We start from the raw sequence: 23,914 nt of genomic DNA on the forward strand, positions 1-23,914 counted from the left end.
AGCTCTGCCAACTTAGATAATTTTTTTATTTCTGGTATGCTGCCTATCCCACGAAACAAACAGCAGGGAACACAATGTTGCAAAATGCATACCAAATTGGCTTAAATTGGGCAAAAAATTACGGTATACCACAAAATGAACAGGCGCATATTGCGCGAGCATTTGCCGATAACTGTGCTTTTTTACATATAAATCCAGATGCTCTTTCCTGGCGCGCCAAGCTGAAACCTGACGTGGCCACAATGAGTGATAACGATATTGGCATGCTAGCCAAAAAATACTTCGATGCATATGTGCGCAACGACCACCCAGCACATCCTTCAACCTGCCCAGACCCTGCTCTGTCAATCGTGATGCAGTTAGCATTTGGCTACCCTCAAGGCATGCAACAGACCATTCTGGATCATCAGTATGCGATGTGTGCTGAAAATGCGGTTGGTTCACTATTAGAACGCTATCTAGACTCACAACTTCGTCCCCATGGTTGGAGCTGGTGCTGTGGCGATATGGTGAAAGCAGTTGACTTCATAATGTATGACCAAAGCAAAAATCAGTGGTATGCATTGCAAATTAAAAACCGTGACAACTCCGAGAACTCATCAAGTTCAGCTATACGCAATGGAACTACTATTGAAAAATGGTTTAGAACTTTCTCCAAGAGACCAGAAACCAATTGGCATAACGTCCCACATTTGATGCAAGGTTATGGGCTATCTGAAGAAAACTTCATACAGTTCCTATATACTTATCTCCAGTAAGCAGTCTAAAAGGGCTTGTAAAATGGCAGGCCCTTTTAAAACAGATTTGCTTGTTTTATGTCTGAAAACTTGTTTTGAAAATCTATATCCGAAGTGTTTTTATATCTTGAATACTTAAAACCCTCGATAGATTTTTCTTCTTTTCCATTCATATGATTAGTTATAGCTTTACCTATAGCTTCACCCAATCCAACTGGAACAGCATTTCCAAGTTGTTTATACTGCTGTAATAATTTCCCTTCAATGATCCAAGAATCAGGAAATTGTTGGAGCCTTTTATACTCTTGAACAGATAACGGCCTATTCTCCACAGGGTGTGCCAAATCAGTAGCTGGCATAGCTGGATGCGTAACAAGAGTAGGTGAAGGTTTATCCCAGGCAACTCGACGAAGAAAGCCTGTTTTTCCTCCCCCTAGATAATAAGCCTTTCCTAGCGCTTCAACCTGCAAAGCCTCAGGTAGATTTTTCCAGTTTTGCCCTTCTGTCAACATATTGTAATATTTTAATCTTTTTTCTGGAAAGGGTATATAATCTTGCTCTTCATCTAATTCTTTTGTTGCTTCTCTAAATGTTACCCAAGGTAATAGGCCATATTTTTTATCATTAGAATGGGTAGGAGCAAGAAAAGGAACTCTATTTTTATCACGACTGCAAATTATAATTACTCGCTCTCGTGATTGTGGAACACCAAAGTTAGCAGCGTTATACAAATTAAAAGAATATGAGTATCCTGCATCTTCTATCATTCTAATAATATAGTGTAGAACACCACCCGGTTGTTCTTCGCTTTCAAGAGGTGGATACAGATCACCTCTCTTATCATGAGGCCTATGTTTTAACGCAGCGGATAATAAACCACGAACGTTCTCAATAACAAAATATTTTGGCCTGATTTCAAAACATAAATCTAAATATTTTAAAAAAACATTACCTCGTTCATCTTCAAGTCCTAATCTTTTCCCAGCAGTCGAAAATGCTTGGCACGGGGGGCCCCCTGCTATCAAATCCACGTCCTCACTATTATTTATACCAGCTTCACTCAATATATCTTTTTTTGTGTAATTCCTTATATCACCTAGTAAGGGGATGTTCGGCTTATTCTTTTGTATGGTTTGTCGTGCAGAACTATCTATTTCTGAGGACAAAACAGTTTTAAAGCCAGCTTTTTCTAAGCCAATATCTAAGCCCATAGCACCACTAAAAAAACTTAAAAGAACGGGTTTCAATGTCATACACCTTAAAAAGTCAAAAAGAAGCTCGGAAACTGTTGCCACAAGCAGAAATTGGCACAGCATCATAACATTTCCCAACTGGGATATTACCTTCCTGCTTGTTTGATAATAACCCCTACCTTTCGAAACTGGGGAAATACATCTATCCCGTGCCAGCCATGAACGCCGATATCCTGCTCAATTTCAGCTCGTTGCCGCGATGAACCCCTGCCCCTGCGGGCACCTGGGCGACCCGCGCCAGCGCTGCCAGTGCAGCGCCAGCCAAATTCAGCGCTATCAAGCACGCCTCTCTGGCCCGCTGCTGGATCGCATCGACCTGCAAGTGGAAGTGCCCGCGCTGCCACCGGAACAGCTCACCGCACAAACACAGGGCGAACCCTCCAGCGCAGTGCGCGAGCGGGTCATGGCCGCTCGGGAGCGGCAAATGGCCCGGGGCGCGCTCAACAGCCAGCTTAGCGGCAAAGCGCTGGAAGCCGCCTGCGCTCTTAACGATGAAGAGCGCGTCTGGCTGGCAGGCGTACTGGAAAAGCTCAAGCTCTCCGCCCGCGCCTACCACCGCGTGCTGCGCGTCGCGCTCACCCTGGCCGACCTGCAGGGCGAACCCAAACCCTCCCAGCCGCATTTCATCGAAGCCATCGGCTACCGGCAGTTGGATCGGCTGTTGAAGGGGGCTTAGTGCACGCTCTCGATAAAGTGATCGAGCGCTTCAAACAGCACTTGGCGAATCGGCTCGGCTTCGTTCACTAGGTGGTGACGCGCTTCTGGGTGGCGGTGAATCTCCGCATTGGGAAATTTATTCGCCAAAATGGCGAGGTTCCACTCCCAATCCACGGTCAGGTCCTGCTCACCCTGCAGAATCAGCGTCGGCAGCGGGTTGGGTTCCCGCGCCAGCAGGCGTGGCATCCAGCGGCGCATGGCGGTAATCCAGGCCACGCTTAGGCGCTCTGGCTGTAGCGGGTCTTGGTCGCGTAGAAAGGCAGTGAACTGCTCATCGGTGGAGTTGGGACGATACTTACGCGGCAGCTCTTTGACAAAGGGGCTGGCGATTAAATGCAGCCAGCTGGCCTGGCTCCAGCGCCAGGGGCGTACCAGCGGGGCCAGCAGCACAATGCCTGCCCAACCGGCGGTATCGCGGCGGGTGAGCGCATCGGTGGCTAAAATCGCCGCGCCGGTGCTTTGGCCCACGCCTAGCCACGGTTTCGGCGCCATTTTCTGGGTTTGCAGCGCCTCCTGCAAGTGCGCTAGGCAGTGCTGGTAGTCGTCGAAGTCTTCGATTTCCGCCCGGGGGCCACTAGAAAGCCCGTGGCCGGGTAAATCCCACAGCACCACGCGCCAGCCTTTGGCCAGCAGGCATTTCAGCAGGTGGCGATACAGGCCCAGGTGATCAAAGTAGCCATGAATCACAAACGCAGTGCCGGTGGGCGCAGGCGGGCTCCACACTTGGCACCACAGCGCGAACCGCCCGGTATCGATAAACCCCGCGTGTACGTCGCTGGTGTCGTTGAGCAGCGCCTCTAGGCCGTAGTGGCGAAAGTAGTCATGCACCGCTTCCGTTAGCGCATCGCCCGGTGTCAAGCGGGAGAGCGACGACTCACCTTGCGCCTGCCGAAACAGGCCTTCCAAGTGCTGGAAATTATGCATCAACGTCTCTCCGTGAACGCCACACTTCCATGGGCTGAATAACAGCACACAATGACAGCGGCAGTGGTGCCCGCTCTCATCATTTGGTCGAGCATTTTACCGCTTTAGGGTCTACGCTGTTTACATGCCCGCGCAGGTGTGGAAGTATTTTCCATAAATTAGCTTTTACCCTGACCGTGGCACTCAAACCAACCACGGGCACCTTCACAGGAGAACCCCATGAGCGAGCGTATCACGCGTCACCGTTTACAGGTGGCAGCCGACCTGGACCGTTTCATCAACGAGCAGGCTCTGCCGGGCACCGGCGTCGACGAAAGCGCCTTCTGGGCCGGTGTCGATGCTCTGTTCCACGATTTGACCCCGAAAAACCGCCAACTGCTTGAAGAGCGCGACGCGCTGCAAGAGAAGCTGGACGCTTGGCACCGGGAAAACCCCGGTCCGGTTCGTGACATGCCCGCCTACCGCAGCTTCTTGAAAGAGATCGGCTACCTGGCCGATGCACCGTCCAGCGTAAAAGCCACCACCGCTAACGTCGACCGTGAAGTGGCGATTCAAGCCGGCCCGCAGCTGGTCGTACCGGTGAGCAACGCCCGCTACGCCCTGAACGCCGCCAACGCCCGCTGGGGCAGCCTGTACGATGCGCTATACGGCACCGACGCCATCTCCGAAGAGGACGGCGCGGAAAAAGGCACCAGCTTCAACCCGAAGCGCGGCGAGAAAGTGATCGCTTACGCCCGTGGCGTGCTAGACCGTGCGGCTCCGCTGGCCACCGGCTCCCATCGGGATGCGGTGAAGTACGCCATTCGCGACGGCCACTTGGTCGTCAGCCTGGAAGGTGGCCGTGAAACCGGCCTGAAGGATGCCGGCAAGCTGATTGGCTTCAACGGCGATGCCTCTGCGCCGGAGGCAATTCTGCTGGCTAACAACGGCCTGCATCTGGAAATCCAGATCGATGCCAACCACCCCATCGGCAAGACCGACCCGGCCCACGTCAAAGACGTGGTGGTTGAAGCCGCGCTGACCGCTATCATGGATTGCGAAGACTCCGTTGCGGCGGTGGATTCTGAGGATAAAGTCGGTGTGTACCGCAACTGGCTCGGCCTGATGAAAGGCGACCTGGAAGAGAGCATCGAGAAGGGCGGTAAAACCTTCACCCGTAAACTGCACGCCGACCGCACCTGGCAAACTACCGACGGTAACACCGTCACGCTGCCGGGCCGTTCGCTGATGTTCGTACGCAACGTGGGTCACCTAATGACCACGCCTGCGGTGCTGGACGAGAACGGCAACGAGCTGCCGGAAGGTATTCTGGACGCGGTGGTAACCTCGCTGCTGGCCCTGCACGACCTGAAAAAAGATGCCGACCAGCCGCGCAACTCCCGTGCTGGCTCAGTGTACATCGTCAAGCCGAAGATGCACGGCCCCAAAGAGGTCGCGTTCTCCAACGAGCTGTTTGGCCGCGTGGAAGACATCCTGGGCATGAGCCGTGACACCCTGAAAATGGGCATCATGGACGAGGAGCGCCGCACCACGGTCAACCTCAAGGCGTGTATTGCCGAAGCCGCCTCCCGCGTGGTGTTTATCAACACCGGCTTCCTGGATCGCACCGGTGATGAGATGCACACCGCCATGGAAGCAGGCCCGATGGTTCGCAAAGGCGATATGAAGAGCGCTGCGTGGATTACCGCCTATGAGAAGAACAACGTGCAGGTCGGTTTGGCCTGTGGCCTGCGTGGCCGCGCCCAGATTGGTAAAGGCATGTGGGCCATGCCGGACCTGATGCACAGCATGTTGGAGCAGAAGATTGGCCATCCGAAAGCCGGTGCCAATACTGCGTGGGTACCTTCCCCCACGGCGGCGACCCTGCACGCGCTGCACTACCACCAAGTAAACGTGAACGACGTTCAGCGCGAGCTGGAAGCCCAAGGCGAGCCGGACTTCCTGGACGACCTGCTCACCGTGCCGGTAGCGGAAAACCCCAACTGGTCGGATGAAGAGATTCAGCAAGAGCTGGATAACAACTGCCAGGGTATTCTGGGTTACGTCGTGCGCTGGGTGGAACACGGCGTCGGCTGCTCCAAGGTGCCGGATATTCACAACGTCGGCCTAATGGAAGACCGCGCCACGCTGCGTATCTCCAGCCAGCACATTGCCAACTGGCTGCACCACGGCATCGTTGATGCACCCCGCGTAGAGGAAACCCTCAAGCGCATGGCGAAAGTAGTTGACGAGCAGAACGCTGGCGACCCCACTTACACGGCCATGAGCGCCGACTTTGAAAGCTCCACCGCGTTCAAAGCTGCCTCTGACCTGGTGTTCAAGGGCCGCGTACAGCCGTCTGGCTACACCGAGCCGCTCCTGCACGCATGGCGCCAGGTACACAAGGCTAAATAAGCCCAATCGCTTAAAGCCACCCAGCCCTAAGGCTCGCGCCTTGGGGCTTTTTTATTTATGCTGGTTTACGTTAACGTCAAAGCAAAGTGGCGCTGAAGGCCCTAATGTGCCTATAAGAAAATAGCGAGGAATAACAACAATGACCGTCATGAACGTCGAGCAGATTGAGTACTTCCTGGACGAGGTCTTTCCCCAGCGGATGGGCAGGGTAGAGAGCGTAGGAGAGATGTGTGCCACCATGCGTCTAAACATTGGCCATGAGCACCTGCGCCCTGGCCCCCGAGTCTCGGGCCCTACCATGATGGGCTTTGCCGATGTGGCGCTGTATGTGGCGATACTGGCCCAAATTGGCCCCGAAGCGATGGCCGTGACCAGCGACCTCAACTGCCACTTTCTAAGGGCGGCCTCCGGCGATCACGATATTATCGCCCACGCCAAGCTGATTAAGCTGGGCCGCCGCTTGGCGGTGGGCGAAGTGCAGATTTTCTCCGCCAGCGATGACACGCGCCCCGTGGTGCATGTCACCGCTAGCTATGCGCTGCCGGATAAGGCTTAGCGCTTGCGCTCTATCTCATTAAAGCGTCATAAACGGCTGGGCTTCTTGATCGCTAAACGCATAAACGTTGTAGGGTTCGCTTTGGGGCCCAGGCATTCCTGGCGTACCAATCGGCATACCGGCTAAGCCAATGCCATCGATGTCGGGCTGCTGCTCGAACAGCGCCTCGACCGCTTCCATCGGCACATGCCCTTCAATCCAGTATTGGCCAATTTCGATAGTGTGGCAGGAGCCCTGCCCGTAAGGCACACCCGCCTGCTGCTTCACCTCGCCCAGCTCAACGTTATCGATAATGGTCACATCAATGCCCAGCGCTTCCAAATGGCGAGCATACTCGTCACAACAGCCGCATTGAGGGTTTTTATAGAGTGTCGCTTCGGCAGGCAGCGCTGCCTGCGCGGCAGAAGCGCCCAGCATTAATGCACCAGAGACTAGCAGGGCCGTGGCTTTACGTTTCATAACCATCTCCTTTCACATGATTGGATGAACAAAAGCTTACAACCTATGGGTAACCCATAGGTCAAGCGCTCAACCTACCCTCGCAAACCGAAAAAGTTGACCTATGGGTGGCATTGGGTTCTAGGCTTGTGTGTAGGACAAGTAATAATTCACGAATAAGGAGGTGAATCATGGCATCGACGACCCAACGCAACGCACAGGTCTACCGGATGAAAACCGCCGAGCATATGTGTCCGTTCGGTTTGAAGACTGTCGACCTGCTCAAGCGCAAAGGCTATGCGGTTGACGACCACACCCTCACCTCCCGCGAGGAGATCGACGCATTTAAAGAGCGGGAAAGCGTCGATACCACGCCTCAAGTATATATCGGCGGGGAACGGATCGGCGGCTACGAAGCGTTGCGCGAGCACCTGGGGATGAGTGTTCCCAATGCCAAAGAGACTACCTACCGCCCGGTGCTGGCGATTTTTGCCGTCGCGCTGCTGATCGGCTTGGCGGTGAGCTGGGCGGCTCAGGGCACGCTGGTATCACCACGCTTGCCAGAGTACGCCGTAGCCACCGCCATGGTGCTGCTGGGCCTGCAGAAACTGCAGGATATCGAGAGTTTCAGCACCATGTTTCTCAACTATGACCTGCTTTCCCAACGCTATGTACCCTACAGCTACGTTTACCCCTACGCCGAAACGGCCGCCGGTCTTTTGATGCTGGCCGGCACGCTGATTTGGGTGGCCGCGCCGCTGGCGCTATTCGTCGGCACCGTGGGCGCGGTGTCGGTGTTCAAAGCGGTATACATCGACAAGCGCGAACTCAAGTGCGCCTGCGTGGGCGGCAACAGCAACGTACCGCTGGGCTTTGTCTCGCTCACCGAAAACCTGGTGATGATCGGCATGGGCCTGTGGATGCCGCTGCGCATGCTACTGGGCTAACATCGATTAGGAGCGGCTAAGCAGCGCCGTGACGCCCAGGGCCAGCCAACCGGCCATCAGCAGCAGCCCGCCGATCGGCGTCACGATGCCAACACTCAGCCCCGCCAGCGCCATCAGATAGAGCGAACCGGCAAAGGCTATGATGCCCAACGCCCATAGTGCCAGTACGACCTGCTGGCCAAGATGCGGGCGGTGGCTGCGCCAAGCCAGCACCGCGAGCATTGCTAGGGTGTGCCACGCTTGGTAGCGCACGCCAGTTTCCACGATATCCACCATGGCAGCACTGGTGCGTGCCGCTAACCCGTGGGCGGCGTAGGCCCCCAGCATCACCATAACTGCCCCTGAAAGCGCCACCACACACCACCACAGCCTGTCGCTTCGCTGCACGCTCTACTCCTTTTTACCCATGTTGGCGACGAATCGCCGCGCCGTTAATCATTGAGATATTCATGCTGTTGCATACCTTGCACGGGGCGAAACCGCTACAATAGGGGCCGTTTTGCCTCATCCACCAGGGTGCTTACTGTTTATGTCTACCCCCAATGAGTCGATACAGCTTACGCTCAACGGCGAACCCTACGCCATGACCGCTGGCCTCACCGCTGCTGATTTAGTGGAACAGCTTGGCCTTGGCGGGCGTCGTATCGCTGTCGAAATCAACGAACAGATTGTGCCCAAGAGCCAACTGGCCGCGACCCCGCTGGCCGCAGGCGACCAGATCGAAGTGGTCCACGCTATTGGCGGCGGCTAGCTGCCGGTGCTTTTTTAAGGAATCGCTATGACGCAACTGACCGATACACCGTTCACCATTGCCGGACGTGATTTTAGCTCCCGCCTGCTCGTAGGCACCGGCAAGTACAAAGACTTTACCGAAACCGGTGCTGCCATTGCCCAGAGCGGTGCCGAAATCGTCACCTTTGCCGTGCGGCGTACCAACCTTGGCCAAGATGCCGACGCGCCGAACCTGCTCGACGTTATCTCGCCCACGCAGTACACCCTGCTGCCCAATACCGCTGGCTGCTACAACGCGAAAGATGCCGTGCGCACCTGCCGCTTAGCCCGCGAGCTGCTGGATGGCCACAACCTCGTCAAGCTGGAGGTGCTGGGCGATGACCACACGCTCTACCCTAACGTGGTCGAGACGCTCAAAGCAGCCGAGACCCTGCTGGCCGACGGTTTCGACGTAATGGTGTACACCAGCGATGATCCGATTGTGGCACGAGAACTGGAAGCCATGGGCTGCTGCGCCATCATGCCGCTGGGCTCGCTGATTGGCTCGGGCCACGGCATTCAAAATCCGCATAACGTTCGCCTGATCGTGGAGCAGAGCAGCGTGCCGGTACTGGTGGATGCAGGCATTGGTACGGCCTCCGATGCCGCCATGGCCATGGAGCTAGGCTGCGACGGCGTGCTGCTCAACAGCGCTATTGCCCACGCCCGCGACCCGCTGCGCATGGCCAGCGCCATGAAGCTAGCTGTGGAGGCTGGCCGCGATGCGTTCTTGGCAGGCCGCATGCCGCGCCGCCAAAGTGCCGACCCCTCTTCGCCTTTTGCAGGCCGAATCAACGGCTGATACCGAGACACCATGACCGATACGAACGACACCGCGCCCGAGAGCAACACCACCGGCCCCGAAAGTGCCGATGCACCGCTGCACCGCCGTGGCATTAAAAGCTATGTGATTCGCGCTGGACGCATGACCCAAGCCCAACAACGCGGCCTGGAAGAAGTGTGGCCGCGCCTTGGGCTGACCATTGCCGATGGCCGCCAGGATTTAGACGCCCTGTTCGGTCGCCAAGCCCCCCGCGTGGTGGAAATTGGCTTTGGTATGGGCAACTCGCTGATCAAGCAGGCCGAAACCCACCCGGATACCGACTTTATCGGAATCGAAGTGCACGCCCCCGGCGTTGGCAAACTGCTCGATGAAGTGGATAAACGCGGCCTGACCAACCTGCGCGTTTACCGGGAAGACGCCCTGGCAGTGCTGGAGCAGTGCCTGCCCGAAGGCTCACTGACCACCCTGCAGCTATTCTTCCCCGACCCGTGGCCGAAGAAGAAGCACCATAAACGGCGCATCGTCCAGCCTGCGTTCGTGGAGCTGATTCGCACGCGCCTAAAGCTAGGCGGCACGTTCCACATGGCCACCGACTGGGAAGCCTACGCTGAGTGGATGGCGGAAGTGATGGAAGCCGCCCCCGGCTACGCCAACACCGCCACCGCCGAGACCGCGCCTTACGTGCCCCGCCCGGCCTTCCGCCCGCTCACCAAGTTTGAGGCCCGCGGCGAAAAGCTCGGCCACGGCGTGTGGGATCTGATTTACCGGCGGGAAGCGTAACGCTTACTCAAACGCCGTTAGCACAAAGCTGTCGCACTCGGTCACCTTCGCACACCACGCCTGCAGCCGTGGAAAGCGGTTCGGCCAATCAAAGGCCGGTAAGCGAAAGCTGAGGTAAGCCAGGGCGACAGCGACCACAATCGCCCCAAGCGTGCGCTGGGTATGACCAGCCAGCACGCTAGGGTGCGCATCCAGCGTGACCAGCGTGCGCTCAATCGCTTTTAACCGTCGGCTTCCTAACAGCGTCTCATCCACGTCTGGCCCGCCATGCTTACGGCCAATCACCACGTTGAACGCCGCCTCCATTAAGCCCTGCCCCAACCCCGCCAGCGCCAGGGTTTCCGCTAAACCATCCGTCGGTAGCAGCTTCGCGCCTTCGCCCACGGCATCCAGATACTGGGCAATCAGCAGCGATTCGGTTAGCACCTCACCGCTTTCCGTCACTAGCGTCGGAATACGGCTCAGCGGGGTAATCTTTAAAAGCTCGCTATCCGCTGCCCACGGGTCGCACCAACACAGCTCGGTGCGCTCCATTAGCTCTTTTTCATACAAGCACACCCGGACGACGCGGGCGTAGGGAGAAGAGGTATTGAGATAGAGCTGCATAGAGGCCTCGCTGATCGGTTACGTGCGCTTATCGTAAACCACCCGATGCAGCGTGCCGCTACCACTTTCGAAGGCGTCGATGTTGGCAAGGGTCGTCTCGGCGATATTAGTCAGCGCTTCTTGGGTAAAAAACGCCTGATGGCCGGTGATAAGCACGTTATGGAAGGTGGTCAGGCGCATAAACTGATCATCGTCGATCACCTTATGGGAGAGATCTTCAAAGAAGAGCTGCTCCTCCTCTTCGTACACATCCAGCCCTAAGTAACCAATATGGCCGCTTTTGAGTCCCGCGATAACCGCCTGGGTATCCACTACCCGCCCACGGCCCGTATTAATCAGCATGACGCCCTGCTTCATTTGGGCAATGGCGCTTGCGTTAATCAGGTGGTCGGTGTCGGGCGTGAGCGGGCAGTGCAGGGAAATGATGTCCGCCTGAGCGTAGAGCGACTCCAGCGATACATACTCCACAAACGGCTTAGCCTCAGGGTTTGGGTAAGGGTCGTAGGCCACGATGCGACAGCCAAACCCGTGCATGATATCGGCAAAGATGAGCCCAATATGGCCTGTGCCCACCACCCCCACGGTTTTGCCGTGCAGAACAACCCCAAGCAGGCCATCGAGGGCAAAGTTGCCCTCCCGCACCCGATTATAGGCCCGAAAGGTCATACGGTTCAGGCTCATTACTAGCGCCACCGCGTGCTCCGCCACGGCGTGGGGCGAGTAGGCAGGCACCCGCGCTACGGTGATTCCCAGCTGCTCTGCTGCGGCCAAATCCACGTGGTTAAACCCCGCCGAGCGCAGCGCCACTAGCCGAGTGCCGCCTTGGTGAAGCTGCTCCAGCACCGCCGCATCCAGGTGGTCATTCACAAATGCGCACACGCACTCAAACCCTGAAGCTAGCGGTGCGGTATCGGCAGTGAGCCGCGCGTCAAAAAAACTCAGCGAATGGCGCCCTGCAGCGTTGGCGCGGGTCAGAAACGTTTGGTCGTAAGGCTTAGCGCTAAACACAGCGATACGCATGGCGAAGGCTCCCAGCAATAGTGTCATCAGAATAGGCAATAGCCCCTATTATCTGCACAAATCTTGCGGAAAAAGCTTGGCTGGCATCAACAAAAGGTGTTTGGCGTTCTAGAAAAAAGAAAGCCGCTCCAAAGGGAGCGGCAAAAGACCGTGACTAGCAATGAGAGGGAGAAACCATGACAGGGTACCGGCGCTGAACTGCCTAGTCGCTGTCGTGGTTGCCAGCGGCTCATCAAACGCTGACAAACACAATATAATCATTCTCATTTACCTCGTCAACACAAATGCGAATACTTTTTATTTATTTTTATATCAGCTGACTAATTTGAGCCAAAACGGCAGCGTCAGCATGGCAAGCAGTGTTTGCCCGGTGATAATGGCCGCCATTAATTCCGCATCGCCGCCCAGCTGGCGGGCAAGGATGTATGCCGAGGTGGCCGTGGGTAGCGCAGCAAACAGCAGCGCGACGTCCCGGCTGACGGGGTCGAGCCCCAGTAGCCACGCTAACAGCAGTACACATGCTGGCATGCACAGTAGCTTAATGGCGTTAGTAGCAATCACCCCTCGGTCAATACGCAGCAGCGCCATGGGCTTAAGCGCGACCCCCACGGCCACTAGGCCCAGCGGTAGTGCTGCGCGTCCCAGTAACGTGACGGTATCTTCGCTCCAGCCGGGCAGGCCAACGCCGCTAAGATTCAGCCCAATCCCTGCCAAGCAAGCCAAAATCAGCGGATTTTTCGCCAGCGCTAGCGCGCTTTTACCCAGGCTTGCGCGACCCAGCGTGCCCGCCGCCACAAAGCTGGCCACGCACATAACGTTCACCACGGGCACCATCAGCGCCACGGCGACCGCAGCCGTTGTGGCCCCCAGCGAGCCATGCAGCGCTGCCGCCCCTGCCACGCCGACGTAGGTATTGAAGCGCACAGCACCTTGAAATACCGAGGTGAAGGCCGCTGGGTTTAGCCGTAACCCTGCACGGAAGTGCCATAGGGCTAGACCAAACAGGGCCATTGCCCCCAGCAGCGCCAGCGCTAATCGGCCTACGGGCACTTGACCCACATCAGCGGTAGCTAGGGTACCGACCAGCATGGCAGGAAACAGCGCAAAGTAGATCAGCCTTTCCATCTGCGCCCAAAAATCGACGCTTGGCCAGCGGCCATAGCCCAGGGCTGCGCCTAATAAAATCAGCAAAAACAGTGGCCCTAGTGCTCCGGTAATGCTCTCCATGATACGTCCTTATTAAGTGCGACATCCCAGCACAGCGACATCTGCGGGATAGCTGTTACCATAAAACGGATACCCTGAAACACACTTTCCCGCCTAATGGCCTGCGTAGCGACTATTCTGCCATGAAGAATTTGCCTAAACCTGTCGACGTTACGGGTTTTCCAGTGTTGAAAGCGCTTATCCTTATCACCGGCCTAGCGCTAGCCGCGTGCACATGGTACGTGTTTGCCAACTGGCTACGCGACGATAGCGATATTGTGTGGTTCTCCTCCAATGGTGAATGCAACTTGCACACTAGCCCTTGTTCAGCAACCCTGGGGGATAAGGGTCGTTTAACCTTAGCCATTGATGCCGATGGCCGCATCGAAGCGCTTGAAGTGCTGCCTTTAGATGTCGAGGTGGAAGGCGTCACCCCCAGCCAAGTGACGGTGGACTTTATTGGCCGTGGCATGGATATGGGTTTAAACCGCTTTGCGCTAACCGCCACTGCACCAGGGCACTTCCACGGCCAGGGCCAAGTTGGGGTTTGCACCCAGGAGGTTATGCCCTGGCGGGCACGGGTGGTGCTGGATACCCCCGACGGCAAGCTGGGTAGCTGGTTCGATTTCGACGTTACAAGGAGCTAAGCGCATGGCCGCATCCACCAAACGCAAACCGCTATGGCTCGGCCTGGGGGTGCTGGCCATACTGTTGTGCGTTACCGCCATCGGCCTTTACCGGTTTGGCATCGGCCAAAGCGACAGCGAGCCTGAAGGCGGCCCTATCGCCATGCCCTCTACCCAGGGCGACTTCTCCCTCACCCAGCTAAGCAATGACGAGATCGCCATTGTTTCCTTTGGCTACACCTACTGCCCCGATGTCTGCCCAATGAACCAAGCGGTAAAGCGCCAAGCGCTAGCGCAACTCAGCGATGCCCAACGTGATCGGGTAGTGCCCATCATGATTACGGTAGACCCAGAGCGCGATACGCTCGCCCGGATGAGCGAATACATGCAGTTCTTCGGCAGTGAGTTTATCGGTTTAGTGGGCAGCCAAGAGCAGCTCACCGATGTAGCCGAACGCTATGGAGTGATTTGGCGGCGGGTAGAAGCGCCGGAATCCGCCATGGCGTATACCATCGACCACAGCGCCTCGCTGTTTTTGGTCAATCGTAAAGGGGAGATTTTACAGCGGGTGCTCTACTCTCCAACGCCCCACGGCTTAGTGTCGGCGCTGGAGAGTGAGCTTGGCAGCTAATCCCCAAAAGGGTGCTAGCGTTACTCGGCCATTTCTGCCCGTGCCGCCCCTGTGTCGAGGGTGGCTTGCAGTTGATCCAGCATTGCCATAAATGCCTTTACCTGGGTGCCTTCTCGGGTGTCGTGCAGTGGATTGAGCTGCCAGGTACTTTCAGCGAAGCCCCACCAGTCCCAACACGCTTGCGGGTTAGCCATGCTGCTTTCGGCCTGGGGGTAAAGCACCACTTGGCCATGCTCAGAGGCCCAACGGTTTAAGCCACTGTAGCGCACAAATGTCTCACCGATGGCATCCGCATTCATCTGGCAGCCATGTAGCGCCACCGTTACCGGGCAGCCGCCCGCTTCGCAGGCTTCGGGCACAAACAGGTAGCCGGTATCGGCAAAGCCCTTTACTGCGAAGTCGGACTGGTCGAAGGCCAGCAGTTCCCCTTCACTAGCGTTAGCCTCGCGCTCGGGATAGAGCCAGGCCAGCATCTCTCCAGCCACGTCTTCGCCGCAGGCCAGTACATGGCTACCGCCGCCGTTGTGGCAATCACCCAGCGACTGTGGATCGATAGGGGCATCTTTTGGCATCGCAACCGGCCAGCCGTGCCCAGTGTTTTCCCGCTGCACGTAGCGCAGCTGCTGCTCTGGGTTTGCCAGCCAGCGCTGCCACTGCTGGGCAAGCAGGTCGCCCAATGCGGGTGAGACCGTCTCATCTGCATCGCCATGCCATACAAAGGCGCGTAGCTGACCCAGCGCCTCCTGGCTGCCCACCTGGCCCAGTTCAGCGTAACGCTCACGCCGCTGCTCCAGCTCCTCTGGGGACGGCAGGCCACGGCGCGTCATCATGCACTGGTTAAGGGCTAGGCTTAGCGCCCCTTGGGCACAGCTCCAGGGGCCTGCAGCCAGCACGCCAACTCCGCTAAAGCGCTCAGGCCAGGCGACCGCCAACTGGGTTGCCATATAGCCCCCCGAGGAGACACCCACCACGCTGGCTTGCTCGCTAGCAGCCCCCAACGCGGGCAGGCCCGGGGGCGCTTCCTGGGCGAGGGCAGCGCTGCTGCCCAACACGATAAGCGCGGCCATAAGGCGGCGCTGACGTACAGCCATACCCATGATTTACTCGATGCCTAGCAGTTCAACACGGAACGTGAGCATTTCATTGGGGCCAATCGGGCCTTGGCCGCGCTCGCCATAGGCAAGATCAGCGGGAATGTAGAGCATCCAGCTATCGCCAACGCTCATAAGCTGTAGGGCTTCCTGCCAGCCTTCAATGACTTGGTTAACCTGGAAGCTCACCGGCTCACCACGCTCAAAGGAGCTATCAAAGACGGTACCATCCAGCAGCATGCCTTCGTAGTTCACCTCTACGGTGTCTTCCGGCCCAGGCATCGCGCCGTCACCCGATTCAAGCACTTCGTACTGCAAGCCAGACTCGGTCACCTCGACTTCATCGCGCTCGGCATTTTCAGCCAAAAACGCCTGCCCCTCTTCCAGGTTTGCCTGGGCAAGCTCAGCGGCCTGCTGCTCGCGAGCCTCCATGGAGCGCTGCTGGAAAGCCATCAGCGCTTCCATCATCTCCTCTTCACTCAGCGCCAGCTCGTTGCCTTCGAAGACATCGCGCATACCATCGGTAAAGGTATCAATATCCAAATCTTCAATGTCCGCCTGCATACTTTCGCCTAGCGTGACGCCCAGGCTGTAAGCGAGACGCTGCTCGTCGGTTTCTGGGGCAGCGGCGGCAAACGGAGCCACCAGTAGAAGGCCGGTGAGCGCGGTAGAAGAGAGTAGTGCTTTCATGAAAAAACCTTATCCAGCGGCGCAGCGCGCCAAATGTTGTTGAGTGTCTCAAAGACTAACACCCACCGCTTCAGGCTGCATTACCTGAAACGGTGGGTGTTATTCAGACCACGAAGGAGCCTGGAGGTTTAACGAACGCTACACCACCAGGGTGGGGCAGTGGGCAGCCCCCGCCACGCGCTGAGATACGCTACCCAACAGCAGGTTTTTCTCGCCATTGGTGCCCTGGGCACCAATCACAATCAGGTCGCACTCACGCTTGCGGGCAAAGCGCACGATAGTGCGGGAAGGTCGCCCGCCTTTGACAAAGGCGCGCACCCGCACGCTATCGGCACCTAGCTCAATAGCACGCGCTTTAGCATGCACGGCAATTTCCGTGGCGTACTCTTTGAGCGCATCATCAGGAAGATCGAGCCTGTTGGGGCGCACCATAGAGAGCGACGCTTCCAGCAAGCTGTGGTGCTTAAACACGCACAGCAAATACAGCTCTGCACCGGTTAGCATGTGCAGGCCAACCGCTTTCTCCAGCGCGTCGATGGCTCCCTTGGAGCCATCGACCGGGACCAAAATGCGATTAAACATCTGTGTTCTCCTTGTGACTGCTTAACGGAAGGCAACATCACGCAGGAACAGCGCAATTTGCGGGAACATAATCAGCAGCGCCGCCGCCAGGATTAGCATAAAGATAAACGGCGGAGTGCCTTTGATCACCTCCCAGTAGGGGCGCTTGAAGATCGCAATGGCAGTGAAGATGTCACAGCCAAACGGTGGCGTTGCAGAGCCTATCGCCACCTGCAACGTAATCAAAATACCCACTAGCACGGGGTCTAACCCGGTCGCTGCGATGGCAGGTGCAAAAATGGGCGTTAACACCAGAATCACAACGATAGGGTCAACGAACATACAAGCCACAAAGAACGATACGCAGATAGCAATCAGTACACCGGTTGGCCCAGCGTCGTTAACGCCTACGGCTTCTAAGATGGCCTGGGGAATCTGCGCAAAAGAGATAATCCACGAGAACCCGTTACCTACGGCCACCAGAATGAAGACGACGGCAGTAATCAGACCCGTCGATTTGGCAATTGCATAGATATCGCTCATTTTCAGCGAGCGAAATACCACAAACTCCAGCAAGATTGCGTAAAGTACACAGGCTGCTGCCGCTTCAGTGGGGCTAAAGATACCACCGTAAATACCCCCCACGATAATAACGGGAAACCCCAACGGCCAGAGCGCTTTTTGCACGGCGGTGGCACGCTCTCTCCAGCTAGCACGCGCCTCGGTGGGGACATCTTTTACGATCGCATAGATGATGCAGTAGACCGAAAACATAAGCAGAATCAGCAGTCCAGGACCAATCCCAGCAATAAACAGCTCACCGATGGAGGTGCCCGAGATAACCCCATAGATAATCATGCCGATACTTGGGGGGATCAAAAAGGCAATATCACTGGCATTGATAATCAGTGCCAGGGTAAAGGGATCAGAGTAGCCCGCTTTCAGCATCTTCGGGCGAAGCGGCGAACCCACGGCCACCACCGTTGCCTGCGTAGAGCCAGATACTGCCCCAAACAGAGTACAAGAGGCAGCCGTACTGACTGCCAGCCCACCTTTAATATGGCCGATAAATGACATCACCATATCAATCAACCGGTTAGCTGACTGCCCGCGGGTCATAATATCGGCGGCCAGAATAAACATCGGCACAGCAATCAACGACGCAGGGCGGATACCTGCCATCATCTGCTGGATCAACGTATCCATCTGGCCAAAGCCGTTAAACATCATATAGAAGCCGATCACTGCGGCAGTGATCAGCGGGATCATCATTGGAAAGCCCAGCAGCAGCAGGGCAATCATGGTGACTACCATTATCGTTGTCATAGCGTTCCCCTAGGGTGCATTCCCTGCCTTACACTTCAGTTTCGGTGTCTTTATAACCATCCACTACCCCAGTTGAGAGATACACATCTCGGGTAGTGAGGTTCTTAATTGCGGTCAACATGTATTGAATGCCAGTAATCAGAAAGCCCATGGGCACCCAGATGTAAATAATCCACACAGGTAGGCCCAAGGCAGGCAGTACGCGCCCCTTGCTGTAGAGATCAAGGATGTACACCACCGAGTAATACAGCAGGAAAAACATCACTAGCGAGGTAAAGAACGCAATGCCGATCATTAGCACTTTGCGGCCACCTACCGGAAGTGCATCGTAAATAGCTGACATTCGAATATGTCGGCCATGGCGGGCAGCGTAGCCAATTCCCGCAAAGGTAATCATGATGATCAAAATACGGTTCAGCTCACCCGAGAACATAATGCTATTGCCAAATATGAAGCGAGCAATAACATTGGTGACCGTATTCAGCGCCATTAGCAAAACCCCCATCGCCAGTATGACGGCCTCGATTTTGCTAATTACAGTGTCGACCACCCCTAGAATACCGGGTAAACCGGAGCGGTAGTTCTTTTCGGACTCTTCTTCGGACATGGCCGTTCTCCTCTTAATGCAGCGTAGCCGCTAGCTGTTTAGCATAGCGCTCTTCCCTTCACTGACTACCGAACGGAGTATGTTCGGCCTTGCTCATTTTGTAGCGTAATGGGTAATGACTCTTTTCGCTTCAACGCTGGATATACGTAGATTTTTCTGTGTTATGCCGCCGGAAAGCGCATTTTTTTGTAACCGGCGGAGTACCCTCAGTTTATATGTCTTGCCATGAGCACTTGAAAATAAAAAGGGGGCAGCGCTGGCTGCCCCCTTTTGTGATGTCACTTCATTACAGCAAAGCTGCTAACCCGTGCATCACTTGTTACTGACGGCTTCAAGGTCTGCCTTGAACTGCTGCAGAAGCTCTTCACCACGCTCACCTGTCATTTCAAGGAACGCATCTTCCACCTGCGGAGCGCGCTCACGGAACGCTTGAATCTGCTCTTCGTTCAGGCGTGTCACAGTTACTTCATCCGACGCTTCCTGAATCTTAGCCAGCGACTCATTGGCGAGGCCTTTGATGTGCTCAATCGTGTGGTCGTAAGCCGCGTTGGCCGCTTCCTGTACCAGCTCTTTATCTTCGTCAGACAGGCCTTCGTAGAAGTCCTGGTTGGCCATCATGGCAGTCGTAAACCAACCATGGCCAGTGAATGTCAGGTGCGGAGACACTTCATACAGACCACCGGATTCGATCCAGAAAATCGGGTTTTCCTGGCCGTCGATAATACCGGTTTGCAGGCCGCCATACACTTCGCCCCAGGGCAGCGGGGTCGGCGTTGCACCGAAGGCATCGTAGGTTTCCGACAGCAGCGGGTTGGTCATGGTGCGGATTTTCTTGTTATCCAGGTCTGCCGGCGAGCTAATCGGCTCGTCGGTGGTGACTACCATTTCACCCTCTGGATACATCTTCAGCAGCTCAAGACCCTGCTCCGCGTACAGCTCCGGGAACATTTCGTTGATCGCCTTACTCTCGTCGAAGAACTCCAGTACGGTGTCTTCGTCGGTCGGCAACAGGTAAGGGATAAAGAAGATTTGCGCTTCTGGAATCAGCGCGCCAGTGAAGCCAGGCGACTGGTTAACGAACTGAAGGATGCCGTTTTGCGTCTGCTCCATGATGTCGTCAGACTCACCGAGCTCGCCAAAGCGATACACTTGCACCGAGTGGTCGGAGTTCTCTTCGATGTACTCTTTGAACGCATACGCGAACACATCCTGCACATCGCCTTCATACTCTTCGTGAGCATAACGCCAGTTATCCGCTTGAGCGGTAGCGCTCAGACCCAACAGCAGAGCACCGACGCTCGCTGTTGTCATTAACTTAGTGGTCATTGAACGAGTCGAAACAAACTTGCTTGCCTTCATGCAGAGTTCCCCTAGCTGTGGTACGCGCGCCTTGCGGGTGCGCAAGGATCTAATTTTTGTCTATCCCGTGCTGAGTAGCTCTTGATGAGTAGCTCTTGAGCTCAGCCGCTAACACTCAGAAACGTTTTTCATTGCTGCAGGTTAGCGGGTGAGCACCAACGCGGGCAATGCAAAAACAGCCTAACTGCAGGCTAGCGTGGTGATTCACAGCGGTCAAGCTGACCAGATAAGACGGTCAATGCCCTCTGGGCCTCCTTGTCTACGCCTCTTACCTGCTTAGGAAGGGGGGCAAGTGGTCGTGAAAACAGCATATCTTGCAGCCACTGAGCAACATTATGCTGACTTATGTCGCTTTTTATTAATCGCTCCTCCTGATCAGAAAGCGTTAACGCCCACTGTTGCCAACGTTGAAGGTTTTCACGTTCGGCTTGTATTTCAGCAGTTTGTAGCGTTTTACGCAGTGTGCTGATGGATTCGCTATGGGCAGCTTGAGATTTTAAGTCTCGACGCAGTTGGCGCAGCGTGGCCGTCACCTGCTGTTGCCAGCGGTGGCGTTCCTCACGAATCGCTGCCAGCGCGCCAGGTTCCGCCTGCAAGCCGTGGTGGTAGAGCCAACAGTGAAACAGCAGCTCGCAAACATCCACCCCCGCGTCATCCTGCAGGGTAAGACAGGCCTGCTCAACGCCGGGCTGAGCATAGAGCGCCAGCGCAAAATCCCACAGCGGTCTCTGCTGCAAGCGCTGCAATCGGTTAGAATCGCGCATTGGTTTACCCACTTTTTTCGGGAGAAAACATGATCGCACTGCGCCAAGTCGCCCTGCAACGGGGAACGCAAACGCTCCTAGAAAGCGCCGACCTTACGCTACATAACGGTGTAAAGGCCGGCATTATCGGGGCTAACGGTGCCGGTAAGTCGAGCCTGTTTAAGCTTCTATTGGGCGAGCTAGGCCCCGACCAGGGCGATGTGGAGATGAGCGGTGGCCAGCGGATCGCCCACATGGCCCAGGAAGTGGAGGCGCTAGACCGCCCGATTGTGGAGTACGTGCTAGATGGCGACCACGCCCTGCGCCAGGCCGAAGCGGACCTACAGGCCGCCCGCGATGCCGGGGACGCCCACCGGGAGGCGGAGCTGCATGGGCTGATCGAAACGCTGGATGGCTACAGCGCGGAGTCCCGCGCGGCGCAGCTGCTGGTGGGGCTGGGCTTTGTGCAGGCGGATCTGACCCGCCCGCTTTCTGACTTCTCCGGTGGCTGGCGGATGCGGGTCAATCTCGCCCGCACGCTGTTTATGCCATCAGACTTGTTGCTGCTCGATGAGCCCACCAACCACCTGGATTTGGATGCCCTGCTGTGGCTGGAGCAGTGGCTAACCCGCTACCCCGGCACGCTGCTGCTGATCTCCCACGACAGGGACTTCCTGGATGCAGTATGCGACCACATCGTGCACATGCACCACCAAACGCTGGAGCTGTATCGGGGCAACTACTCCCGTTTCGAGCGCACCCGGGCGGAAAAGCTCGCCCTGCAGCAGGCGGAAGCCGCTAAACAGCAGGCACGACGCGAAGAGATCGAGCGCTTTATCGCCCGCTTTAAAGCCAAAGCCACCAAAGCCCGCCAAGCCCAAAGCCGCGTGAAGATGCTGGAGCGCATGGAAGATATTGCCATGGCCCACGTGGATTCACCCTTCCACTTTACCCTGCCTGCCGCCGATAAAACCTCCCATCCGCTACTGGTACTAGACCAAGCCACCCTGGGCTATCGCAGCGAGGCTGGCGACGTAGCACAGCTCGATCACGTGAACATTACGCTGCTACCCGGTAGCCGTATTGGCCTGTTGGGCCCCAACGGCGCGGGCAAGTCAACACTGATCAAGTCATTAACCGGCGAACTTGCGCTACTGAACGGCAAACGGGTGCCCGGCGAGCACCTCGCCATCGGCTACTTTGCCCAGCATCAGTTGGAGGGGTTGGACGTCACCACCACGCCGTTTGTCCACGTACAGCGGCTCTCTCCCACCGCCAGCGACCAGGAGATCCGCAACTTTCTGGGTGGCTTTGGCTTTAAAGGCGACGATGCCTTCGGTGAAGTCGCCACCTTCTCCGGCGGTGAAAAAGCGCGGCTGGCGCTGGCGCTGGTGGCCTGGCAAAAGCCCAACCTGCTGCTGTTGGATGAGCCAACCAACCACCTGGATTTAGAGATGCGCGAGGCGCTTACCGAAGCGCTGGCGGGCTTCGAGGGCACAGTCATTCTGGTTTCCCACGACCGCCACCTGCTGCGTGCCACGGTGGATGAGTTTTGGCGGGTAGCCGACCACCGGGTCGAGCCTTTCGACGGCGACCTGGAGGATTACCGGGCCTGGTTGAAAGCGCGCTTGGAAGAGAACCGCCGGGACGCCCGTAGTGAAAAAAACGAGCGCCAAGGTCAGCAGCCCAGCGGCGACCGCAAAGCCACCCGCAAAGCTGCTGCAGAGCTACGCGAAAAGCTGCGCCCGCTGAAAAAAGAGCGCGACCAGGCTGAAAAGAGCATGGAAAAAGCGCAGCAGGCGCTTGAGGAAGTCGAAGCCGTCCTCGCTGACCCTGAACTCTATACCGACAGCGCCCGTAAGGCAGAGCTGACCCAAGCACTCGCCAGGCAGGCGGAGATTAAAGCGCGCCTGGATGCCGCCGAGCAGACGTGGCTCGCCGCAGAAGAGGCGTTAGAGACCATGGAAGCCGAGCTACTGGCCAGCGAAAACGCCTGATGGGCCCTAGCTCTCTAGTAGGAAGGTGACCGGCCCATCGTTGACCAGGGCAACCTGCATATCCGCGCCAAACTGCCCGGTGGCAATATGGGGCCAAGCGGCACGGGCTTGGACTACCAGGTAGTTAAACAGCCGCTCCCCTTCGGCAGGCGGGGCGGCACTAGAGAAGCTGGGCCTCAGCCCCTTGCGGGTATCGGCAGCCAAGGTGAACTGCGACACCAGCAGCAGCCCGCCTTCGGCCTGCTGCAGGTTGTGGTTCATCTTACCCGCCTCGTCGCTAAACACGCGGTAGTGCAGCAGCTTGTGGAGCAGTTTATCGGCGTCCGCCTCGTTGTCGCCTTTCTCTACTCCTATCAGTGCCAGCAGCCCATGCTCGATGGCACCGACGCTGCTGCCTTCCACCGTGACACTGGCGCTCTTAACCCGTTGAATCAGTGCTTTCACGCTTGCCCCTTCGTCCGTTCATTAGGCGTTGCTGAAAAGGCAAAGTGTAACCGCAGGGGGGCGCTGGCCCAAGCGAGTTCAATCCCAACAAGCTCACTCCCAGCTAGTTTCACCCCAACTAGTTTAATCCCAACAATGCATCGCGGAAATCTTCGCCTAGCGGGCGCTCGCCAAGCCAGATACCAAACATCGCGCTGGCAAACTCGGCGCTGTTATCTTCATAGAGCGTTTCGCCATTGAGTGCGAGACGCAGCTGCTCGCCATCCCAACTCAGCAGGTAGCGGTCGCCGGGCACCACATCCCGATACTGCTGATTCAACTGCTCCAGGTTCTCTTTCACCTGATTGAATTCGTATAGCGTTAACGAGTCGCTAAGGGTTTTCTCCGTCGCTTCGGCAAAGTCTTCGGCGGCAATCTCATGGAAGTAGGCCAGCTCCAACCGGCGAGGCACATCGCTGAGCGGTTGGGGCTCTCGCTCTCCTTCCAGTTGATAATAAGCGCCCGCATAGGCGGTCCAGATCATATAGCGAAACACGCCGCTCCCCAGCAGGGTATAGCGCTGGCCGTTCCCTTCCACTACGCGGTCAAAGCGCTCGCCCCGTTCGGTGACGCTACTGGCGGTGGCGCTAGTGGCAGAAAGCGCAGCACTCAGCAGCAGCGCCGCCACCAGCAGCGTCCTTGTGTTGCGTCGTTGCACGGTGGATAC

General features: G+C 56.7%; 26 protein-coding genes and 1 pseudogene. 11 read left to right on the forward strand and 16 right to left on the reverse strand.

Annotated elements, in window-relative coordinates; translation table 11 throughout:
- Positions 1–74: 74 nt before the first annotated feature.
- Positions 75–758, forward strand: coding sequence for a SinI family restriction endonuclease (locus tag LG300_RS15630; RefSeq protein ID WP_404376211.1), 684 nt, complete (start codon positions 75–77; stop codon positions 756–758).
- 35 nt (positions 759–793) lie between these two features.
- Here the strand turns inward: LG300_RS15630 and LG300_RS15635 are convergent, their stop codons facing one another.
- The gene (locus tag LG300_RS15635) at positions 794–2,056 is read right to left on the reverse strand and encodes a DNA cytosine methyltransferase (protein WP_404376212.1); all 1,263 of its coding nucleotides are present in this window, start codon (positions 2,054–2,056) and stop codon (positions 794–796) included.
- Between the two features lie 52 nt (positions 2,057–2,108).
- Here LG300_RS15635 and LG300_RS15640 point away from each other — a divergent pair.
- A pseudogene (locus LG300_RS15640) lies at positions 2,109–2,666 on the forward strand (ATP-binding protein); the annotation flags it as partial.
- Here LG300_RS15640 and LG300_RS15645 read toward each other — a convergent pair.
- Positions 2,663–3,631 (reverse strand): alpha/beta hydrolase, encoded by a 969-nt coding sequence (locus LG300_RS15645; RefSeq protein WP_404376213.1) that lies wholly within the window; start codon positions 3,629–3,631, stop codon positions 2,663–2,665. The pseudogene LG300_RS15640 and the gene LG300_RS15645 sit on opposite strands and share 4 nt — an antisense overlap.
- A gap of 219 nt (positions 3,632–3,850) precedes the next feature.
- Here LG300_RS15645 and LG300_RS15650 point away from each other — a divergent pair, with 219 nt between their 5' ends.
- Both LG300_RS15650 and LG300_RS15655 read left to right on the forward strand, forming a co-directional pair.
- A complete protein-coding gene (locus LG300_RS15650; RefSeq protein WP_404376214.1) occupies positions 3,851–6,025 on the forward strand; it encodes a malate synthase G in 2,175 nt (724 codons plus the stop codon).
- A 139-nt stretch (positions 6,026–6,164) separates the two neighbouring features.
- On the forward strand, positions 6,165–6,581 hold the full coding sequence (locus tag LG300_RS15655) for a PaaI family thioesterase (RefSeq protein ID WP_404376215.1): 417 nt from the start codon (positions 6,165–6,167) through the stop codon (positions 6,579–6,581).
- Between the two features lie 18 nt (positions 6,582–6,599).
- On the opposite strand, the gene LG300_RS15660 is transcribed toward LG300_RS15655, so the two are convergent.
- Complete coding sequence (locus tag LG300_RS15660) at positions 6,600–7,040, reverse strand: DUF411 domain-containing protein (protein ID WP_404376216.1); 441 nt, start codon at positions 7,038–7,040, stop codon at positions 6,600–6,602.
- A 170-nt stretch (positions 7,041–7,210) separates the two neighbouring features.
- Here LG300_RS15660 and LG300_RS15665 point away from each other — a divergent pair, with 170 nt between their 5' ends.
- A complete protein-coding gene (locus tag LG300_RS15665; RefSeq protein WP_404376217.1) occupies positions 7,211–7,966 on the forward strand; it encodes a glutaredoxin in 756 nt (251 codons plus the stop codon).
- Between the two features lie 6 nt (positions 7,967–7,972).
- Here LG300_RS15665 and LG300_RS15670 read toward each other — a convergent pair whose 3' ends face one another.
- Complete coding sequence (locus tag LG300_RS15670) at positions 7,973–8,353, reverse strand: DUF423 domain-containing protein (RefSeq protein ID WP_404376218.1); 381 nt, start codon at positions 8,351–8,353, stop codon at positions 7,973–7,975.
- Between the two features lie 142 nt (positions 8,354–8,495).
- On the opposite strand from LG300_RS15670, the gene thiS reads away from it, so the two are divergent.
- From thiS to trmB, 3 genes are read left to right on the forward strand one after another with little or no spacing between them, the layout of a single operon-like run.
- Entirely contained in the window at positions 8,496–8,717 is a 222-nt protein-coding gene (gene thiS, locus LG300_RS15675) for a sulfur carrier protein ThiS (protein WP_153843523.1), read from the forward strand.
- 27 nt (positions 8,718–8,744) lie between these two features.
- The gene (locus LG300_RS15680) at positions 8,745–9,539 is read left to right on the forward strand and encodes a thiazole synthase (RefSeq protein ID WP_404376220.1); all 795 of its coding nucleotides are present in this window, start codon (positions 8,745–8,747) and stop codon (positions 9,537–9,539) included.
- A gap of 12 nt (positions 9,540–9,551) precedes the next feature.
- A complete protein-coding gene (trmB, locus tag LG300_RS15685; protein WP_404376221.1) occupies positions 9,552–10,301 on the forward strand; it encodes a tRNA (guanosine(46)-N7)-methyltransferase TrmB in 750 nt (249 codons plus the stop codon).
- 3 nt (positions 10,302–10,304) lie between these two features.
- On the opposite strand, the gene LG300_RS15690 is transcribed toward trmB, so the two are convergent.
- The 3 genes from LG300_RS15690 to LG300_RS15700 all read right to left on the reverse strand — a co-directional run bounded on the left by LG300_RS15690 (position 10,305) and on the right by LG300_RS15700 (position 13,154).
- Positions 10,305–10,907, reverse strand: a complete 603-nt coding sequence (locus tag LG300_RS15690) for a glutathione S-transferase family protein (protein ID WP_404376222.1) — start codon at positions 10,905–10,907, stop codon at positions 10,305–10,307.
- Positions 10,908–10,925: 18 nt separating this feature from the next.
- Entirely contained in the window at positions 10,926–11,927 is a 1,002-nt protein-coding gene (locus tag LG300_RS15695) for a 2-hydroxyacid dehydrogenase (RefSeq protein WP_404376223.1), read from the reverse strand.
- A gap of 312 nt (positions 11,928–12,239) precedes the next feature.
- Entirely contained in the window at positions 12,240–13,154 is a 915-nt protein-coding gene (locus tag LG300_RS15700; protein ID WP_404376224.1) for an AEC family transporter, read from the reverse strand.
- A gap of 122 nt (positions 13,155–13,276) precedes the next feature.
- Here LG300_RS15700 and LG300_RS15705 point away from each other — a divergent pair, with 122 nt between their 5' ends.
- Both LG300_RS15705 and LG300_RS15710 read left to right on the forward strand, forming a co-directional pair.
- Positions 13,277–13,780, forward strand: coding sequence for a hypothetical protein (locus tag LG300_RS15705; RefSeq protein WP_404376225.1), 504 nt, complete (start codon positions 13,277–13,279; stop codon positions 13,778–13,780).
- A gap of 4 nt (positions 13,781–13,784) precedes the next feature.
- Positions 13,785–14,390, forward strand: a complete 606-nt coding sequence (locus LG300_RS15710) for an SCO family protein (RefSeq protein WP_404376226.1) — start codon at positions 13,785–13,787, stop codon at positions 14,388–14,390.
- Between the two features lie 20 nt (positions 14,391–14,410).
- Here the strand turns inward: LG300_RS15710 and LG300_RS15715 are convergent, their stop codons facing one another.
- The 7 genes from LG300_RS15715 to LG300_RS15745 all read right to left on the reverse strand — a co-directional run bounded on the left by LG300_RS15715 (position 14,411) and on the right by LG300_RS15745 (position 20,788).
- Positions 14,411–15,487 (reverse strand): poly(3-hydroxybutyrate) depolymerase, encoded by a 1,077-nt coding sequence (locus LG300_RS15715; RefSeq protein ID WP_404376227.1) that lies wholly within the window; start codon positions 15,485–15,487, stop codon positions 14,411–14,413.
- Positions 15,488–15,490: 3 nt separating this feature from the next.
- Positions 15,491–16,171: an FKBP-type peptidyl-prolyl cis-trans isomerase gene (locus LG300_RS15720; protein WP_404376228.1), complete on the reverse strand. Its 681-nt coding sequence runs from the start codon at positions 16,169–16,171 to the stop codon at positions 15,491–15,493.
- Positions 16,172–16,309: 138 nt separating this feature from the next.
- Positions 16,310–16,753, reverse strand: a complete 444-nt coding sequence (locus tag LG300_RS15725) for a universal stress protein (protein WP_404376229.1) — start codon at positions 16,751–16,753, stop codon at positions 16,310–16,312.
- A gap of 21 nt (positions 16,754–16,774) precedes the next feature.
- Positions 16,775–18,058: a TRAP transporter large permease gene (locus LG300_RS15730; RefSeq protein WP_404376230.1), complete on the reverse strand. Its 1,284-nt coding sequence runs from the start codon at positions 18,056–18,058 to the stop codon at positions 16,775–16,777.
- A 28-nt stretch (positions 18,059–18,086) separates the two neighbouring features.
- Positions 18,087–18,665, reverse strand: coding sequence for a TRAP transporter small permease (locus LG300_RS15735; protein ID WP_404376231.1), 579 nt, complete (start codon positions 18,663–18,665; stop codon positions 18,087–18,089).
- 312 nt (positions 18,666–18,977) lie between these two features.
- Positions 18,978–20,024, reverse strand: a complete 1,047-nt coding sequence (gene dctP / locus LG300_RS15740) for a TRAP transporter substrate-binding protein DctP (protein WP_404376232.1) — start codon at positions 20,022–20,024, stop codon at positions 18,978–18,980.
- 191 nt (positions 20,025–20,215) lie between these two features.
- Entirely contained in the window at positions 20,216–20,788 is a 573-nt protein-coding gene (locus tag LG300_RS15745; RefSeq protein ID WP_404376233.1) for a TIGR02444 family protein, read from the reverse strand.
- Between the two features lie 29 nt (positions 20,789–20,817).
- Here LG300_RS15745 and LG300_RS15750 point away from each other — a divergent pair, with 29 nt between their 5' ends.
- Positions 20,818–22,764 (forward strand): ATP-binding cassette domain-containing protein, encoded by a 1,947-nt coding sequence (locus LG300_RS15750; RefSeq protein ID WP_404376234.1) that lies wholly within the window; start codon positions 20,818–20,820, stop codon positions 22,762–22,764.
- Positions 22,765–22,770: 6 nt separating this feature from the next.
- Here LG300_RS15750 and dtd read toward each other — a convergent pair whose 3' ends face one another.
- Both dtd and LG300_RS15760 read right to left on the reverse strand, forming a co-directional pair.
- Positions 22,771–23,208: a D-aminoacyl-tRNA deacylase gene (gene dtd, locus LG300_RS15755; RefSeq protein ID WP_404376235.1), complete on the reverse strand. Its 438-nt coding sequence runs from the start codon at positions 23,206–23,208 to the stop codon at positions 22,771–22,773.
- Positions 23,209–23,326: 118 nt separating this feature from the next.
- Positions 23,327–23,905 carry a chalcone isomerase family protein gene (locus LG300_RS15760; protein ID WP_404376236.1) on the reverse strand — a complete coding sequence of 193 codons (579 nt, stop codon included), beginning with the start codon at positions 23,903–23,905 and terminating at the stop codon, positions 23,327–23,329.
- Positions 23,906–23,914 lie beyond the last annotated feature (9 nt).

Origin of the sequence: Vreelandella aquamarina (assembly GCF_044805175.1) — a bacterium.
Taxonomy (GTDB): Bacteria; Pseudomonadota; Gammaproteobacteria; order Pseudomonadales; family Halomonadaceae; genus Vreelandella; species Vreelandella aquamarina_B.